This window comes from Ruminococcus sp. 5_1_39BFAA, assembly GCF_964240875.1.
In the GTDB taxonomy this organism is placed as follows: Bacteria; Bacillota; Clostridia; order Lachnospirales; family Lachnospiraceae; genus Blautia_A.
Genome location: NZ_CAXSVO010000047.1, coordinates 1 through 17,885, shown reverse-complemented (window position 1 = coordinate 17,885; position 17,885 = coordinate 1). Strand labels below are relative to the sequence as shown.

At 47.0% G+C, this 17,885-nt stretch carries 18 protein-coding genes; 2 read left to right on the top strand and 16 right to left on the bottom strand.

The window, feature by feature from the left end; translation table 11 throughout:
• Positions 1 to 112 precede the first annotated feature (112 nt).
• The 6 genes from ACESZH_RS22765 to ACESZH_RS22740 form a co-directional block, all read right to left on the bottom strand.
• Positions 113 to 427 carry a hypothetical protein gene (locus tag ACESZH_RS22765; protein ID WP_373219255.1) on the bottom strand — a complete coding sequence of 105 codons (315 nt, stop codon included), beginning with the start codon at positions 425 to 427 and terminating at the stop codon, positions 113 to 115.
• Positions 424 to 906, bottom strand: a complete 483-nt coding sequence (locus ACESZH_RS22760) for an MATE family efflux transporter (protein ID WP_373219257.1) — start codon at positions 904 to 906, stop codon at positions 424 to 426. Before ACESZH_RS22760 ends, ACESZH_RS22765 begins: the two co-directional genes overlap by 4 nt.
• 473 nt (positions 907 to 1,379) lie before the next feature.
• Positions 1,380 to 2,792, bottom strand: coding sequence for an ATP-binding protein (locus ACESZH_RS22755; protein WP_373219259.1), 1,413 nt, complete (start codon positions 2,790 to 2,792; stop codon positions 1,380 to 1,382).
• Positions 2,793 to 3,036: 244 nt separating this feature from the next.
• Positions 3,037 to 3,429, bottom strand: a complete 393-nt coding sequence (gene rpsI / locus ACESZH_RS22750) for a 30S ribosomal protein S9 (protein ID WP_373219261.1) — start codon at positions 3,427 to 3,429, stop codon at positions 3,037 to 3,039.
• Between the two features lie 17 nt (positions 3,430 to 3,446).
• Positions 3,447 to 3,875: a 50S ribosomal protein L13 gene (gene rplM, locus ACESZH_RS22745; protein WP_373219263.1), complete on the bottom strand. Its 429-nt coding sequence runs from the start codon at positions 3,873 to 3,875 to the stop codon at positions 3,447 to 3,449.
• A gap of 241 nt (positions 3,876 to 4,116) precedes the next feature.
• Positions 4,117 to 5,274 carry an MFS transporter gene (locus tag ACESZH_RS22740; protein ID WP_373219265.1) on the bottom strand — a complete coding sequence of 386 codons (1,158 nt, stop codon included), beginning with the start codon at positions 5,272 to 5,274 and terminating at the stop codon, positions 4,117 to 4,119.
• A 117-nt stretch (positions 5,275 to 5,391) separates the two neighbouring features.
• On the opposite strand from ACESZH_RS22740, the gene ACESZH_RS22735 reads away from it, so the two are divergent.
• Positions 5,392 to 6,561, top strand: a complete 1,170-nt coding sequence (locus ACESZH_RS22735; RefSeq protein ID WP_373219267.1) for a cation diffusion facilitator family transporter — start codon at positions 5,392 to 5,394, stop codon at positions 6,559 to 6,561.
• 64 nt (positions 6,562 to 6,625) lie between these two features.
• Positions 6,626 to 7,189: a DUF305 domain-containing protein gene (locus ACESZH_RS22730; protein WP_373219269.1), complete on the top strand. Its 564-nt coding sequence runs from the start codon at positions 6,626 to 6,628 to the stop codon at positions 7,187 to 7,189.
• Between the two features lie 10 nt (positions 7,190 to 7,199).
• On the opposite strand, the gene truA is transcribed toward ACESZH_RS22730, so the two are convergent.
• The 10 genes from truA to ACESZH_RS22680 form a co-directional block, all read right to left on the bottom strand.
• Positions 7,200 to 7,937: a tRNA pseudouridine(38-40) synthase TruA gene (gene truA, locus ACESZH_RS22725; protein ID WP_373219271.1), complete on the bottom strand. Its 738-nt coding sequence runs from the start codon at positions 7,935 to 7,937 to the stop codon at positions 7,200 to 7,202.
• 200 nt (positions 7,938 to 8,137) lie between these two features.
• Positions 8,138 to 8,941, bottom strand: coding sequence for an energy-coupling factor transporter transmembrane protein EcfT (locus ACESZH_RS22720; RefSeq protein WP_373219273.1), 804 nt, complete (start codon positions 8,939 to 8,941; stop codon positions 8,138 to 8,140).
• A complete protein-coding gene (locus tag ACESZH_RS22715) occupies positions 8,934 to 9,821 on the bottom strand; it encodes an energy-coupling factor transporter ATPase (protein ID WP_373219275.1) in 888 nt (295 codons plus the stop codon). The genes ACESZH_RS22720 and ACESZH_RS22715 overlap by 8 nt, the downstream gene beginning before the upstream one ends.
• Complete coding sequence (locus ACESZH_RS22710) at positions 9,812 to 10,657, bottom strand: energy-coupling factor transporter ATPase (protein WP_373219277.1); 846 nt, start codon at positions 10,655 to 10,657, stop codon at positions 9,812 to 9,814. Before ACESZH_RS22710 ends, ACESZH_RS22715 begins: the two co-directional genes overlap by 10 nt.
• Before the next feature lie 12 nt (positions 10,658 to 10,669).
• Positions 10,670 to 11,308: a ribosome biogenesis GTP-binding protein YihA/YsxC gene (yihA, locus tag ACESZH_RS22705; protein ID WP_373219279.1), complete on the bottom strand. Its 639-nt coding sequence runs from the start codon at positions 11,306 to 11,308 to the stop codon at positions 10,670 to 10,672.
• A 12-nt stretch (positions 11,309 to 11,320) separates the two neighbouring features.
• Positions 11,321 to 13,645, bottom strand: a complete 2,325-nt coding sequence (lon, locus tag ACESZH_RS22700; RefSeq protein ID WP_373219281.1) for an endopeptidase La — start codon at positions 13,643 to 13,645, stop codon at positions 11,321 to 11,323.
• 17 nt (positions 13,646 to 13,662) lie between these two features.
• Positions 13,663 to 14,970 (bottom strand): ATP-dependent Clp protease ATP-binding subunit ClpX, encoded by a 1,308-nt coding sequence (clpX, locus tag ACESZH_RS22695; RefSeq protein WP_373219283.1) that lies wholly within the window; start codon positions 14,968 to 14,970, stop codon positions 13,663 to 13,665.
• 89 nt (positions 14,971 to 15,059) lie between these two features.
• Positions 15,060 to 15,641: an ATP-dependent Clp endopeptidase proteolytic subunit ClpP gene (gene clpP / locus ACESZH_RS22690; RefSeq protein WP_373219285.1), complete on the bottom strand. Its 582-nt coding sequence runs from the start codon at positions 15,639 to 15,641 to the stop codon at positions 15,060 to 15,062.
• 40 nt (positions 15,642 to 15,681) lie between these two features.
• Entirely contained in the window at positions 15,682 to 16,968 is a 1,287-nt protein-coding gene (gene tig / locus ACESZH_RS22685; RefSeq protein ID WP_373219287.1) for a trigger factor, read from the bottom strand.
• 213 nt (positions 16,969 to 17,181) lie between these two features.
• Positions 17,182 to 17,736: a DJ-1 family glyoxalase III gene (locus ACESZH_RS22680; RefSeq protein ID WP_373219288.1), complete on the bottom strand. Its 555-nt coding sequence runs from the start codon at positions 17,734 to 17,736 to the stop codon at positions 17,182 to 17,184.
• Between the last annotated feature and the right edge of the window lie 149 nt (positions 17,737 to 17,885).

Sequence of the window (17,885 nt, the reverse complement as noted above, 5' to 3'; positions counted from 1 at the left end):
AGTCTATATTCAGTTGTAATTTATCCTAAAATCCAACGGGAGTTGGATGATCTAGGCTAACCCCGAGAAGTTATAAAATTTCTTGCCCTTTTTAATCAGAGTCCGATAGTCTCTAGTTTTCCGGCGCTGACCACAGTTTTTTCGTATATTGCACCATCCTCACCGCTACATAAATCGCCACCAGAAGCTCCGTATTCGGCATTGCAAACCAGATGGAGTCCGTTCCCAGAAGAGCCGGTAGAATGTAAATGAGAATTCCGCTGACCACCGCACCTCTGGACACAGACACAACGAAGGAAGCTGCAGGCTTCATCAGCGCCTGGAAATAATACGTCGAAAAAATCTTAAAGGGCAGCAGCAGAAATGAAATCCCATAGCTTCGGATGATTCCCGGCGCGATAGCCAGAATATCCTCCGTCGGCTTCATAAAAATACGAACAAAAAGGTTCGACGAAAACGAAAAAAATAATCACCGAATACGTTGAATATTCCCCCGAACAAAACAGCCTTTGTCGCAAGGCCCGGATTACCATCGTTACGCAAAAAGGCAGCCATCAACTGGGTGAACAGGAAACTGGGGACGACAAATTTGACCGGGAAAACATATCTTCTTGCCAGCGGCAGCAAGGTTTCTTCCGCTCCAAACAGCACCAGCAGTTCCCGGTCAAAGAAAACAACTGCCAGCCAGGTGAGCACAGCTAAAATTGCGACGCCAATCAGCGCTGCCGAGAAATATTCGTTGGATTTTTTCTGATTCTGTTCTGACTTTCCCCTCAATGTGCTGAAAAGCACTGATCCCCCGATTCCTATGAGCAGACCCAGACTATAGATAATATTCCATACAGGACTCACTACCGCCAGAGCTGCCGTGCCGTCCGGTCCCTGATACTGTCCGACCATAGCCATTCCACTACGCCGTAGATCGACGAAATCAGGGCGCTTTTCACGGAAAATAAAAAAGCCGGATAAAGAACAGACCTCTCAGTCCGTGCCTTATCCAGCGTATCATCTCTGTCGTATGATATACCCTCCGTGCAAGAGCCTTCATTATATAAGATCAATTTAAAACTGTCAAGTCACTATTTCTTCTTGTTGTAAGTTACGTGTTAGTCACCCATGCATTCTAGCTTTAACAATATAAGTAAGTACAATTATCCCTCTAAAAAAGTCCGCAAACTTGATGTTCGCGGACTTCCATACAAAATAATATAATTTCCTAACGTTTGCTGAACTGCGGAGCGCAACGTGCGGCTTTGAGACCGTATCGCCTCTTCCCTCATCCCCGGGGATACCCAGTTTTCTGGGAAATTTCAGCTTCGTGCGGGCAATTTAACCCTTAGTTTAACCCCTGCCGAAACATCCGCTAAATATCATGCAATTTACAAGACGATCCATTTGCCGGCTCGCGCAGAGCCTTCTCTGGAAACCACACCGTCATCCTGCATCTTTGATAGAATTCTCTTAACAGTTCTGCTCGTTACTCCCAAAACTTCTGCCATCTTTTTCTGTGTGACCTGCGGCTCATTCATAATCATTTCTAATATTATGTCCTCATGTGTCTTATCCTTGGTGACAACTTCGGTGACATTTTTGGTGACATCAGTGACATTGTCACCAATCTTTCCCCTATAAATATTAATTCTAAGGTCAACATCTCCATCAATGAACTCCGGCTCCCGCAATCCTGCCGCTTTCACCATTTTAATGATACGTGGGATTCCGCTGCCCCAGTGCTCCATCAGTTTCATATACGAAAAGGCATTGGCAAGTGCCTCATTCCGGATCTTTGAATACCCTTTCTTCATGCGTTCGATGCTTTGTCCCATCGGGAGTTTTCCCGGTGAAGTTACCTCCAGACGATCGTCATATATAGCAACCTGAATATTACTGTGATCCAGATAGCTGCGGTGGATCGCTGCGTTCAGAAGTAGCTCACGAATACTTTCTACGGGTATCTCATATACATCATGGCGGGCAATACCAGAAATCTCCACCCCCAGGTGGATGTTCCTCAGTACAAACTGCAATGCCTCCTCAACCTGATCCTGAATCGGTCCGGAATATTCCCGGCGATCCACGAAATGTGCTTTCGTTGTTCCCTTGAATACACCGCATTGCGTTGCTGTCGGAAGCACATCATTACCCGCAAGAAGCGCAAACGCATTTGTTGGAATATACTTTCCATCACATTCCTGCACAATTCCCCAGGAAATCAACTGACGGACAGTAACATCCTTCACTGCAGCTTTCTCTTCGTCATTCTTGCAATGCTTTAAAGCCGTTTCTTTCATCGACTTACACAGGTTTTCGATATCCGCATCTGTAATTTCATATCCGAGACAGATTGTCCGGTCAAAGCTGCGGTTGCTCCCCTCAAAAAGCAGTTCCTTAATCATATATTCATCTGCCTCGCGGGAAGTTCCTGCTACGCGGACAAACACGCCAGCATCTCTGCCCATAGACTTGATATAGTATGGTCTCTGTTTTCCTGCACTGATTTCCACAACAATAATCGTTTTCTCTTCTATTGTCTGCAGAGAAATGTCCGGATAGATTGCCGGCTCACAGGAATCTGAAATTGCATTTGTTATCGCATCCATAGTCTTAAATAGATTCTCATCATCAATACCGACGACTTTGCAGGTATCATCTTCCACTCCAAAAAAGATCTTACCGCCGCTGCTGTTGGCAAAAGCTACTACAGATTTCATATATTTTATGCTTTTTTCCGGTAAAGCCACTTTAAACTCAACGTTTTTTGATTCACCGGATAGGATTTCTTCCATTGTCATGCATGGCACCTCATAATTATTATTAGCCCCTCATTCGCTTACCTTTTTATTTTAACAAATATATGTCCTGTTTAAAAGCGAATTCTTTAAAATTACCTACCTCTGCAAAATCCCATTCCAGGTAGCTTACCTTTTTGTTTCTATGACTTCTGGCTGAATGCGCCGTTTACAACTGATACTAATCTATAACACAAAAAGTCCGCAAACTTGATGTTTGCGGACTTCTATACAATAATATAATTTCCTAACGCTTGCTGAACTGCGGAGCTCTACGAGCTGCTTTGAGACCGTATTTCTTACGCTCTTTCATACGTGGGTCACGAGTTAAGTAACCTGCGGACTTAAGAACTGGTCTGTATTCGCTGTCTGCCTCAAGAAGGGCTCTTGCCACACCGTGTCTGATGGCGCCTGCCTGTCCGGTGTATCCGCCGCCGTGTACGTTTACAAGTACATCGAATTTTCCGTCTGTCTCAGTTGCCACTAACGGCTGACGAACGATAACTTTCAGAGTGTCTAATCCAAAATATTCATCGATATCTCTTTTATTGATAGTGATTTTACCTGTTCCAGGTACCAGGTAAACTCTTGCTACTGATTTTTTTCTTCTTCCTGTTCCGTAGAATTTTGCGCTAGCCAATGTTTTCTACCTCCTCATTAAAATGTTAAAGCTTCCGGTTTCTGAGCTTCATGCTTGTGCTCTGGTCCGGCATAAACGAAAAGTTTCTTGTACATGGTTCTTCCCAAAGGTCCTTTTGGAAGCATTCCTTTCACTGCCAGCTCAACAACCTTCTCCGGTTTTTTAGCCATCATTTCTTTTAATGTAGTCTCTTTCATTCCGCCTACATAATCAGAGTGATTGTAGTAGATCTTCTGCTCCAATTTCTTACCGGTTACTTTAACCTTGTCTGCATTTACGATGATCACGTAATCTCCGGTATCAACGTGTGGTGTAAACTGCGGTTTGTTCTTTCCTCTTAAAACGCTTGCTACGCCGGAAGCCAGACGGCCAAGGGTGCATCCATCAGCGTCAACTACATACCATTTTCTTTCGATTTTATCTGGATTAGCCATATAAGTCTGCATGGTTTTACCTCCTGTTATTTATCAACGATTGTTTGTTAAACCGCGGTAATCCGCGAAAATAAGTGATTTGAAACGAAAGTGCAGTGAACCGCGGAAATGTCCGAAACCGCTGATAAATACTGTTGCCGGGGCTATTGGCTTAAGTATCTTCGCACTACGTCACATTGAGTAATTATATTATATCCTTTTTCGTCTGTCAACTACTTTTTCCCGGAATTTCCAAGTTTTTGTCACGTTTTTGTCACGTTTTTTGCGGGCAACGCTTGTACCACATCACAGTTGCTGCAGCCCCCGCTGCTGCTATCCCAGCCAATACCAGATACCCTGCCTGGATGCCGGATACGCCGATGATCTTCCCTGTCATTGCAGGCAGCATCGTCATGCCGATGGCATAAACAGCCTGGAAAAAGCCCATAGCCGTTGATTTTTTCTCAGCCGGGATTCCCTGCATGGCTTCGGATGTTGCATAGGAAAAAAGTATACCGGTAGACATTCCCGGCAAAATCTGCAGAACCAGGATCACAGGAACACTTCCCGCAATAGGTGCCAGGATGCAATAAGCCGCTACCACGCAAAGTACCACCGGTATCCAGAATCCCGGTCCCTTTTTCCCGCAAATCTCAGAGGATGCAAATGCCGCAAACAAAACCGCTGATATCATATATATTATAGAAGAAATCCCTACAACCCCATCGGTAGCACCAGCGTTTTTCAATATCTGATTGGTAAAGGACATGGTGGTGGTCAACTGTACGCCTTGTTGAATCAAAGCCACCAGTGCAAACATCCATAACTGTCTTCCTTTGCATACGCAGAGTAGTTCACGAACCGTATATCCGCCGCCTGTGGCTTCCGGTTCCCTCAGCAGTAAAGACAGTAAAAACGCAGCACACCCTGCTGCCACGCTAAGAATACAGATTTTTCCCATGCCTATTTTTGCATAAAGCAGGGCGCTCGCAGTAAATCCCAGGAGTATTCCCAGATTGTTAAACATAACGATCCGTCCGGTTGCCGACTGCTGCTCTTTTGCCGTGTATTTTCCCGTATAAAATATCATAAAGGAAATCCACATGGCAGACGCCAGCCCCGAGAGAAGATTCCCAGTCAAAAATCCCACGCCGTTGCACCATAATACTCTTACCAGTGATGCACCTCCTGCTGCCAGTGCCCCGATCATAATAAAGGGTTTATGTCTTCCCACCCGGTCCGCACTTACTCCTACAGGGAGGCGCAATATCATCTGCGCCATACCATAAGCACCTACGATTGTGCCCACCGTGCTTGCCGCTGCGCCTGCACCTGAAAGATATGTAGTCTGGAATGGAATGTAGATGTACTGCGCAAACCAGAACAAAACAACAACTGCCATAAATACGGCTTCATTTTTCCGCTCCTTCATTCTCTTCCCCCACTTAAATAAAATTTAAGATAGCTATTTTCTCCATTTAGTGATAATATTTGTTAAATAACATAGTATATGCAAAAGACTTTTGCATAAAATTACGAGGTAAAATATATGGTATCTTTTTTATCACGATTATTTATTAAAAATCCTACCGATTACCAGTCACCGGATGTCCGTCAGGCATACGGGATGCTGTGCGGTGCTGTCGGCATAGGATTGAATATTCTTCTTTTTATCGGAAAGTGGCTGGCAGGAACCTTAAGCGGTTCCATCGCTATCACAGCGGATGCCTTTAATAACCTATCTGATGCAGGCTCCTCAATCATTACCCTGATCGGCTTTAAGCTTTCCGGTCAAAAGCCTGACCCTGAACATCCTTTTGGTCACGGACGGATGGAATATATCTCCGGACTTTTTGTATCCGTAGCAATTTTAATCATGGGATTTGAACTGATCAAGTCCTCTGTAGAAAAAATTTTGCACCCGGAAGCCATTGAAAGCAGTCCCTTAATTCTTTCCATCCTGATCCTTTCCATTCTGACAAAATTTTATATGTGCTTCTACAATCGGTCTATTGGCAAAAAAATCAACAGTACCGCCATGCAGGCTACTGCCAGCGACAGTTTGAGCGATACCATCTCCACTACACTGGTCCTGATCGCGACGATAATCAGCCAGCTTACCGGTGTTATTCTGGACGGATGGTTCGGTGTACTGGTCGGAATCTTTATTTTCTATACGGGAATCACAACCATGAAAGACACCATGGACCCTCTCCTTGGAAAAGCCCCGGAAAAAGATCTTGTAGAACATATTGAACAGCTTGTAATAGCTCATCCGATCGTGCATGGAATCCACGATCTCATTGTGCATGACTATGGTCCGGGAAGACTGATGATTTCCCTTCACGCAGAGGTTTCTGCAGATGGAGATCTTCTTACCATCCATGATGAGATTGACAATATTGAACACGAACTGCAGCAAAAGCTTAATTGCTCTGCAACCATACATATGGACCCCATCGTAACCGACAACGAGGAAGTTAATCGCCTTCATCAACAGGTTCTGGATATGGCTAAAGCTCTGGATTCCAGACTGACGATTCACGATTTCCGCATGGTTGAGGGTAATACGCACACCAACCTGATTTTTGATGTGGCGGTACCTTATGACTGTCGGATGACTGATGTGGAAATAACCAACATGCTGAAGCAGCGTGTTCGCCAGCTTCCTGACAGACGTTTTTTCGCAGTCATCCAGGTTGACAGAGTTTATTCATGAACACTTTTCCTCTCCGGACATATAATAAAGCAACATTCTGAATCCTCCAGGGAGTATTCAAAATATGCGGTGTCTGTTGCATGATAATACAAAGGAGTATCTGTTCCGGTTTTATAATATCCTGGACACCATGATCCATGCGATGACAGATATTGAGTTAAAGGACAGCATTTCCCAGAATTTCATCATTCAGATGATCCCCCATCACCGGGCTGCTATCCAAATGTCAGAAAACATCCTGAAATATACAACCTGTACCCCTTTGATCCACATCGCATCGCAAATTATTGCGGAGCAGACGAAAAGTATAAAAAATATGGAAGATGCTTTCTGTTCATGCGGGAAAATCTGTAATTCAGACAGAGATATCTTTTTGTATCAGCGAAAAAATGCACAGATCATGACCACCATGTTTGCAGACATGGGCAGCGCCTGCTACGACAATCAGATCAGCGATGATTTCATGAGGGAAATGATCCCGCACCACAGAGGTGCCATCCGAATGTCAAGGAATGCTCTGCAGTACGACATTTGCCCGGAGTTATGCCCAATTTTGGAGGCGATCATTACTTCCCAGGAAAAGGGAATTATGCAAATGCAGAAGCTTTTACAATGCAAACAGTGCTGAAAATAATTTTTTAAAAAAACTGTATTCCTATCAATGTAAGTCCGTGGGCAGGGGCAGTTGGTCCGGCAGCTTCCCGGTCGCAGGCATCTAAAATGGCCTTTATCCGTTCAGGCGGGTATTGGCCGTTTCCTATTTCAATCAGGGTTCCGGAGATGATGCGGACCATGTTGTAGAGGAATCCGGTTCCGGTTACACGGATGGTGACCATGTCGCCATCGCGCCACACATCCATGGAGGTGATGGTGCGGATCGTGGTTTTTACCTGGGCTTTTGAGCCGCAGAAGCTGGCGAAGTCATGCTTGCCGATTAGGTAAGAGGTGGCTTCGCGCATTTTGGTTTCGTCCAGTTTATAGTGATAAAAATAGGAGTATAAGCGCTCTGTGGGGACGGGGAATTTGCGGTTCAGGATGCGATATTCATAGGTTTTTTCGCTGTCGCAGTAGCGTGGGTGGAAGTCGGGTTCCACTTCCTCGGAGAGCTGGATGCGGATGTCGTCCGGGAGACGCTGGTTTAGGGCGTAGGAGATTTTTTCGCCGGGGATGCGGGTATTTGTGTCAAATACTGCTACGTTTCCATAAGCGTGCACACCGGCATCGGTACGGCTGGCGCCTATGGTTTCGATTTGCTCTCCCAGTAATTCTGAGAGGGTTTCGTTTAGAACGCCTTGGATGGTGATGCCGTTGGGCTGGGTCTGCCAGCCGCAGTAGTTGGTGCCGTCGTAGGCGACGATTAGGGCGATTCGTTTCATGGAGGGGCTCCTTTTTTTGTAAAAAAATGATAAAACCTGCGAGGGGGCAAGCTCGGAGTTGCGAAGGCCGCATGCCCCCTCGCGCTCCCCCTGTTGGCCCCGCTTTGCTGCTCGAATTGTTTCCTTGGGAGAGCATGTGTAGTGGGTGGTAGGGTAGGGTAACAGTGGGGCGTATTGATAAAATGAGCTAATATTTTGATTTAGATTCCTACGATTCGGAAGGCAACGCCGATTGCCAGGTAGGCGAGCATGAGGGCGTAGGCGGCATGGTCGCGTTTTTTGTAACATAAGGGTTTCATTTGGGTGCGGTGGGTGCCGCCGTGGTAGCAGCGGGCTTCCATGGCCATGGCCAGGTCGTTGGCGCGGCGGAAGGCGGAAATGAAGAGGGGGACCAGGAGGGGGACCATGTTTTTGGCCTTCTGGATCAGGTTTCCGTTTTCGAAGTCAGCGCCTCTGGCTATTTGGGCTTTCATGATTTTGTCTGTTTCCTCCAGGAGGATGGGGATGAAGCGCAGGGCTATGGACATCATCATGGAGATTTCGTGTACCGGGACGTGGATTTTGTTCAGGGGGCGCAGGAGGCGCTCCAGGCCGTCCGTTAGCTGGTTGGGGGTGGTGGTGAGGGTCATGATGGATGAGCCGATGACCAGGTAGACTAAACGGATCGCCATGGTTCCGGCAAGGGTCAGGCCTTCTTTTGTAATTTTAAGGAAGCCCAGCTTCCACAGGACTTCTCCAGGGGTCAGGATGATGTTGAAAATGACGGTTATGATCAGAAGCATGAAGATTGCTTTTAGGCCCTTGAAGATAAATTTTACAGGTACTTTGGACAGGGCGATCATAGCTGCCAGGAAAATGGTTGCAACTGCGTAGCCTGGGAAGGTGTGGAACAGGAACACGGATATGATGAAGGCCAGTGTTCCCATGAATTTTGTTCTGGGGTCCAGTCTGTGCAGGATGGAGTCTGCAGGATAGTATTGTCCGATTGTAATGTCTCTAATCATTTTCCTGTCCTCCTGTCTGATTCTGCCGCTTTCGTTTTTTCAGTGCTTCCAGTATGCTCTCTCTGGCTTCCTCTACGGTAGTTGCATCGGGGTCAACGTCCAGTCCATGTTCCAGCAGAGCGTGCATGATATAGGTGATCTGCGGGGCTGCAAGGCCCATGGATTCCAGCTCTTTGTAATGGGAAAATACGGCTTTTGGGGTGTCGTCGTAGACGGCCTCGCCGTGATTCATAACAATGAGACGTTCTACATATTTCGCAATGTCTTCCATGCTGTGGGAAACGAGGATGATCGTGATGCCTCTTACCTTGTGAAGCTCTGCGATCTGATCCAGGATGTCGTCTCTTCCCTGAGGGTCAAGTCCTGCGGTTGGCTCGTCCAGAATGAGGATCTTGGGGTTCATGGCAAGAACGCCTGCGATCGCCACTCTTTTTTTCTGTCCGCCAGACAGCTCAAAGGGGGATTTTCCGTAATTCTTTTCTTTTACACCCACCTGTGCCAGGGCTTTTTTTGCCTCGATTTCGGCTTCTTCCCGGGATAATCCCTGGTTCATAGGTCCAAAGCATACATCGGAAAGTACATCATTTTCAAAAAGCTGGTGTTCCGGATACTGGAATACAAGGCCCACCTCGCTTCGAAGTACGCGGCGGTTATAGCTTTCCGCCCAGATGTTTTCGCCGTTATAGAGGATTTCTCCTGATGTGGGCTGGATCAGGGCATTGAAATGCTGGATCAAAGTAGATTTTCCGCTTCCGGTATGACCGATCACACCAATAAACTGCCCGTCCGGGATGGTGAGGTTAATGTCCTTTAAGGCGTGGATCTCATAGGCAGTCCCCGGACCGTAAGTATAAGTCACATGTTTTAACTCTATCGACATAACGCACCTACCAATTCTTCCTTTGTCAGGATCCCCTCAGAAATATCCACGCCGGCTAAGCGAAGCTCATGAGCAAGCAGCGTTACCTGCGGGACATCCAGGCGGTATTTTTTCAGTGTTTCCACCTGGGAAAAGATTTCCTTCGGTGTTCCCTGCATCACAATATTACCGCTGTCCATCACATACACCTTGTTTGCATGGATAACCTCCTCCATGTAATGGGTGATAAGGATGACGGTTACGTTTTCTTTTTTATTCAGCTCTGATACAGCCTCCAGAACTTCCTTGCGGCCATTTGGGTCAAGCATGGCAGTTGGCTCGTCCAGAACGATACACTGAGGTCTCATTGCCACTACGCCTGCAATTGCCACACGCTGCTTCTGACCGCCGGACAGCTTATTTGGCGAGTGATGGCGGTAGGCCGTCATTCCCGTTTTTTTCAGTCCTTCGTCCACCCTTTTCCAGATATCCTCTGTGGGGATGCCCATGTTTTCCGGGCCGAATCCAATATCCTCTTCCACCACAGTTCCAATGATCTGGTTATCAGGGTTCTGGAAAACCATTCCTGCCTTCTGGCGGATCTTCCACAGCTCCTCCTCCTTTGAGGTGTCCATATCGTCCACCCAGATCGTTCCCTCCGATGGAAGCAGCAGCGCATTCATGTGCTTTGCCAGCGTGGATTTGCCGGAACCGTTATGTCCCAGAATCGCTACGAAATCGCCGGCTTCAATGTCCAGGTTTACATCATTGACGGCGCGCTGCGTGTCCTGCACATTGCCGTCCTCATCATACTTGAGATAGTCAAATCCCAGCTTGAACGCCTTGATAATTCCCATGTTTTTGTCCTCTTATTTTGTCTCTGTTTTTCGGTCCTTGTCGGCCTCATCGGTAGCTGCCGGAGCCATCCCGGTCAGCTCGTCTATCAGCGCCCAGATTTCCTCACGTCCCTGCTTCGTCACAGACGAAAAAGGAATAATGCTACTTCCCGGGCGGAGCTTCAGCCCTTCTTTTATCATTTTTATGTTTTTCTGCACCTGGCTGCGTTTCAGCTTATCCAGCTTTGTAGCAATGATGATAGGCTCGTAGCCATTGTGTATGATCCAGTCATACATCATCTTATCGTTTGCGGAAGGCTCATGTCGGATGTCGATCAGCAGAAACACCGCTTTCAGATCCTTTGATGCATGAAGGTAATTCTCTATCATTTTGCCCCATTTTTCCTTTTCGGACTGGGCAACCTTTGCATACCCGTAACCCGGAAGGTCTACCAGGTAGATACACTCGTTTATATTGTAAAAATTAATGGTCTGGGTTTTACCCGGCTGGGCGCTGGTCCGTGCCAGAGACTTCCGGTTCATCAGGCCGTTGATCAGGGAGGATTTCCCCACATTTGATTTTCCGGCAAAAGCCACCTCCGGTCTTCCCGTAACCGGCAGCTTGCTGGTGATTCCGCAGACGATATCCAGTGATACGTTTTTGATAATCATAGGTTTCCTCTCTTACTTATGATTTCCCGCCAGTGCTTTTTCCAGAACATCTTCCATGGTTTCCACAAAGGAAATCTTCAGTCCCTCTGTGATTTCGCTGTCCATTTCCTCGATATCCGGTTTATTCTCCTTTGGAACCAGCACTTCCTTAATTTTCGCATATTTCGCAGCCAAAAGCTTTTCCTTCAGGCCTCCAATGGCAAGTACACGACCCCGCAGGGTGATTTCTCCTGTCATGGCAAGGTCAGCCCGCACAGGCTCCTTCACGATTGCCGATAGCATCGCTGTTGCCATTGTGATTCCCGCAGAAGGACCGTCCTTCGGCACTGCGCCTTCCGGGATATGTACATGGATGTCATTTTCCTGGAAAAACTCCTGGTCTACGCCGTAATCAGCAGCTACGGAACGGATGTAGCTGATGCCTGCCTGTGCAGACTCCTTCATCACATCTCCAAGCTGCCCTGTCAGCAAAAGCTCGCCCTTTCCGGGCATCACATTGACTTCTATCTGAAGGGTGTCTCCGCCCACCTGCGTCCACGCAAGGCCTCTGGCAATGCCCACCTCGTCTTTTTTGTTTGCCATCATGTAATTATACTTTTCTTTGCCCAGGTAATTGGAAAGGTTTTTGCCTGTGACGGTTACCTTTTCCTTACCCTCCTCCATAATAGCTCTGGCTGTCTTGCGGCAGATCTGTCCGATGCTGCGCTCCAGAGAACGGACACCGGCTTCTTTTGTATAATTGTTAATCATTTTCCGCAGGGCGCCGTTTTGGATGGAAAGGCTGCCTTTCGGAATGCCGTTGATCTCCATCTGCTTTGGAATCAGATGTTTTTTGGCAATGTGCTCCTTCTCATTTTCCGTATAGCCGGCAATCTCGATCAGCTCCATACGGTCCAGAAGGGGTCTTGGGATTCCCTGGACATCGTTTGCAGTGGCTATAAAAAGTACCTCTGACAAATCCTGGGGAGCTTCCACGTAATGGTCCTGGAAATGACTGTTCTGCTCCGGGTCAAGCACCTCCAGAAGTGCAGAAGCCGTATCTCCCTTGTAATCGCTGCTGGTCTTGTCAATCTCATCCAGAAGCATCAACGGGTTGCTGACTCCCGCCTGCTGCAGAGCTACCGTGATCCTGCCTGGCATGGCACCCACATAAGTCTTTCTGTGTCCCCGGATCTCAGCCTCATCCCGGACTCCGCCCAGACAGATCCGGACATATTCTTTGTGCAGAGCCTCAGCCACAGCCTTTGCAATGGAGGTTTTTCCGGTTCCCGGAGGACCCACCAGACAAAGGATCGGACTTTTTCCCTTACTTGTAAGCTTGCGGACGGATAAAAATTCCATGATCCGCTCTTTTACCTCCTTCAGACCATAATGGCTGTCCTGAAGGATTTTCCATGCTTCTTTTAAATCGTCTGAATCCTGCGAACGCTTATCCCAGGGCAGCGACAGCATGGTTTCGATATATCCCCGCAGAATACTGCTCTCGGCGGCATTATTATTCATACTCTTGAAACGGTCTATTTCTTTAAGGATCTTTTCCTTTACCTCATTGGATGCCTGGAGCTTTTTAACCTTTTTGCGAAACTCCTGCGCATCGTCGGCAGTGTTTTCCTCTCCGAGCTCCTCTCGGATCAGTCTTAACTGTTCCCTCAGAATATATTCTCTCTGATTTTTATCAATACGGCTTTTCAGCTTCTTCTGCAAATCCTTGCCGATCTGCAGCACATCGATCTCATTGCTCAGGATTGCCCCAAGGATCTCATAGCTTTCCCCAATGGAGCCAGCCTCCAACAGCTTCTGCTTGTTCTGCCAGGAAAGAGGAAGGTTGATGGAAATCTGCTCGATCAGTTCCTCCACTTCGGTAATATTCAGGATCTGGGCGACCAGTTCCTTGCTGATCTTGCCGCTTTCCCCGCAATACTTATGGAAAAGCTCCCGGATACTTCGGAACATAGCCTCCTTCATGGAAGATGGAAGGATATCCTCATCCTGTCCATACGGAAAAGTCTCTGCCTTAATATAGGGAAGCTCCTGCTCCAATTTCAGCAGCTCCGCCTTCTCAGTCCCCTCAACAAGAACACGAAGAAGGTTTTTTGGAAGCTTTATGACCTGTTTAATAAAAGCAATCGTTCCTACCTGATACAAGTCCTGAAAACCTGGTGTTTCGATTTCCGGGTCCTTTTGGGTGATCAGAAAAATCCTCTGGTCATGCAGCATTGCCTCTTCAATTGCTTTGACAGAACGTTCCCGGCTCACGTCAAAGTGAATGATCATCCCCGGAAGGATCGTCGTTCCCCGAAGGGCAATTGTCGGCAATGTGGTAATTGGGTCACTCATGTATTGTCAGTCCCTTCTCAGGCTGTCTCAGGCTTTCCCTTTTTCCGGGTGCGCTGGTTTCTCCTTGCGGGAGGTGCAGGCACTTCCCCGTGAATGATCTCCGGTTCCCCGGTGCCTTCAACAGCTTCTTTTGTTATGATACATTTTCGGATCGTATTGTCGGATGGTGTTTTGTACATCAGATCCATCAGGGTGGTCTCCATGATGGCACGCAGACCTCTGGCTCCTGTTTTTCTCTCCAGAGAACGTTTCGCCATCACTTCCAGGGCATCCTCATTGAAATCAAGTTCCACTCCGTCCAACTCAAACAGCTTATGATACTGCTTTGTAAGAGAGTTTTTCGGCTCTCTCAAAATACGGATCAGTGCGCTCTCATCCAGGCTGTCAAGGGTTACCACTACCGGAACCCTTCCCACGAACTCAGGAATCAGACCGAACTTGATCAGATCCTCCGGCATTACTTCCTTCAAAAGTTCACCTACGTTTTTGTCCTCTTTTGTGGCTACCTCAGCGCCAAATCCGATCGCCTTAGTATCCTGTCTGGATTCGATGATCTTTTCCAGACCGTCAAAAGCGCCGCCGCAGATAAACAAAATGTTAGTGGTATCGATCTGGATAAAATCCTGGTGCGGGTGCTTTCTGCCGCCCTGAGGCGGTACGCTGGCAACCGTTCCCTCCAGGATTTTCAGCAGAGCCTGCTGAACGCCCTCTCCCGATACGTCACGGGTGATAGACACATTCTCGGATTTTTTCGTTATTTTATCAATCTCATCAATATAGATAATTCCATATTGTGCTCTCTCAATGTCCCAGTCTGCCGCCTGAATGATCTTCAGCAGAATGTTCTCCACATCCTCGCCCACATATCCGGCTTCTGTCAATGTGGTAGCATCTGCAATGGCAAACGGCACGTTCAGAAGTCTGGCAAGGGTCTGGGCAAGGAGCGTCTTGCCGGAACCTGTAGGTCCAAGCATCAGGATATTGCTCTTCTGCAGCTCCACGTCCAGATTTCTGGACGCAGTTACACGCTTATAATGGTTATAAACAGCTACGGAGAGAGCTTTTTTTGCCTCATCCTGCCCAATCACATAGTCATCCAGGATACCGTGTATTTCTTCCGGTTTCAGCAGGTTGATTTCCGAATCCAGAATGTCTTCCTGGCTGTATACTCCATCCAGCTCCTCCTCTATGATCTCCGCACAGATTCCCACACATTCATCACAGATAAATGCGCCGTTGGGTCCGGCAATCAATTTTCTCACCTGGTCCTCGGTTTTCTGGCAAAAGGAACATCTGATTCTTCCTTCTCTTATCTTTTCTGCCATGGATTTCTAACTTTTCCTTTCATAATTAAAGTTTTGGTATTAAGCAAGATAAGACTCCTGGTTTTTCAGGAGTCTTTTCTTTCGCATGATTACTTGTGCATTACCACACCGTCAATTAAGCCGTAGGCTTTCGCCTCCTCCGCAGACATGTAATTGTCACGGTCAGTGTCGCGCTCAACAACCTCAATAGGCTGTCCGGTGTTCGCTGCCAGAATCTCATTTAAAGTTCTCTTTGTCTTTGCGATATGGTCAGCTACGATCTGTATCTCTGTAGCCTGCCCCTGTGCACCGCCGGATGGCTGGTGAATCATGATCGTAGAGTTGGGCAGAGCGAATCTCTTGCCCTTTGTACCGCCTGCCAGAAGGAATGCACCCATGCTGGCAGCCATTCCGAGACAAATGGTGGAAACGTCGCACTTGATATACTGCATGGTATCGTAAATGGCCATGCCTGCTGTCACGGATCCTCCCGGGCTGTTGATGTATAACTGGATGTCCTTTCCCGGATCCTCTGCCTCCAGGAAAAGCAGTTCAGCCACCACAAGGCTGGCGCTTACATCGTTTACTTCCTCTCCCAGAAAAATAATCCTGTCCTTCAGAAGCCTGGAATAAATATCGTAGCTTCTTTCCCCCCTGCTTGTCTGTTCAATGACATATGGCACTAAACTCATAAATTCCCTCTTTTCTTATTATAGGCGTCAGATGAAATTTTTAAACCTCTTTTGCAGCCTCAGCAATCACGGTTACAGCCTTCTGTACAGCCATGTCTTTCTTCATCTGATCTAACTCAGCATCGCCAAGAAGCTCTTTGATCTTGTCTGCTTCCATCTTGTAGGCTTCTGCCATCTTAGCGATCTCTGCTTCTACTTCTTCCTCAGACGGCTGGATGTTCTCAACCTCTGCAACCTTCTCCAGGACAAGTCTTGTCTGGATTCTCTTTAATGCCTGCGGTTTCATATCCTCCAGCATCTTTTCAGCGGTCATTCCAGTGAACTGGAAGTACTGATCCATGGATAAGCCCTGGGACTGCATTCTTCTGCCGAAATCATCCATCATCTGACGAGCCTGGCTCTGGATCATCAGTTCCGGAATATCCATCTGTGCATTCTCGATTACTTTATCAATTGCTGCGTTCTCTTTCTCGGTTGCAGCTTCTTTTTCTTTCTTTTCTGTTAAGTTTTTCTTTAAGCTTTCTTTGTACTCTGCAAGAGTGTCAAACTCAGAAACATCCTTTGCAAAATCATCGTCAAGCTCAGGAAGCTCTTTTGCTTCGATCTTCTTAACATCGCACTGGAATACTGCTTCTTTTCCGGCAAGCTCTTTTGCCTGATATTCCTCCGGGAAGGTAACCTTTACTTCTACGTGGTCACCGGTGTTTGCACCGATCAACTGATCCTCGAAGCCAGGGATGAAGGTGCCTGAGCCAAGGGTAAGCGGGTAATCGGTTCCCTTTCCGCCCTCAAATGCAACACCGTCTGTGAAGCCTTCGAAATCGATGGTTACGATATCATCTTTTGCTGCTGCACGGTCTTCTACGGTAACTGTTCTGGAGTTTTTCTCCTGCTCTTTCTTAACTTCTGCGTCAACTTCCTCGTCCGTTACAGTGATCTCTGCCTTCGGAACCTCTACGCCTTTATATTCGCCAAGTGTTACTTCAGGTTTTACAGCTACTTCTGCTGTGAAGATGAGAGCTTTTCCTGGCTCCATCTGGGTTACGTTGATATCCGGCTGGGAAACGATTTCAAGGTCGCATTCGTCAAGAGCCTTGCTGTAGTGCTCCGGTACCAGTGCATTTACAGCATCTTCCATGAAAACTCCCTTGCCGTACATGCGCTCGATCATTTTTCTCGGAGCTTTGCCTTTACGGAAGCCAGGAAGAGTGATTTTGCTCTTCTGTTTCTGGTATGCTCTCTCCATTGCCTTGTCTAAATCCTCGGCGGAAACCTCGATGGTAAGCTTCGCCATGTTTTTCTCCATTTTCTCCACCTGTAAACTCATTTTCGTGTTCCTCCTTAATATTCAGGTAAAATGTGATTGCAATGTGCTCCAATTGACCGGTAACAGCATTGCTGTTTTTTTCTTTTATGCTTTCAGGGATATTCCTCTATATAATGGATACTTCCCTATAATTACAGTCATTGTAGTAGTATAGCATAAGAATTTCAAAAACGCCAGTATTTTTTCGCAGAAATACAGGGTTTTCAACGTTTTTCAACGACCATAAACTATAGACTCCGCGATTTCCTCTGCTTTTTCTTCTCCAAGAAGCTGTGCGATCAGGGAAAGGCTGAAATCAATGGCTGTACCAAGTCCACGGCTGGTGGTTACATTACCGTCAATTACCACCTTTTCCTCAGAACGAACGGCATCGCCCAGATCAGCCATGCAGGATGGATATGCCGTTGCTTTTCTTCCTTTTAAAAAGCCCAGTGAAGCAAACACGGTAGGCGCTGCACAGATCGCTGCGATTTTTCCGCCTTTATTATAGAAGCTTTCCAAAAGATCCGTAAGGGGTTTATAGGCTCCAAGATATTTTGTCCCCGGCATTCCGCCCGGCAGCACCAGCATATCCGCATCGGAAAAGTCTGTTTCCCCGAAAACTGCGTCCGTAAGCAGTGGAATATTATGGGAAGTGGTGACTTCCTTTGTTTCCTTGATAGATACAGTGGTGATCTCAACTCCTGCTCTGCGCATTAAGTCTACCACCGTCAGTCCTTCAATATCTTCAAAACCGTCTGCCAGAAAAATATATACTTTTTTACTCATGGAAAATCCTCCTTTTCTTTTTCAGTTCTTTGCACAATAAGGCTGCAGCCTTGTTTTACGCTCTTTTCGCCTATTATAACATCGCTCTTTCTTTTTTACAATGCGGCAAATTCGCCGAGAATCGCAGGTGCGAAGCTGCTTTTATGCAA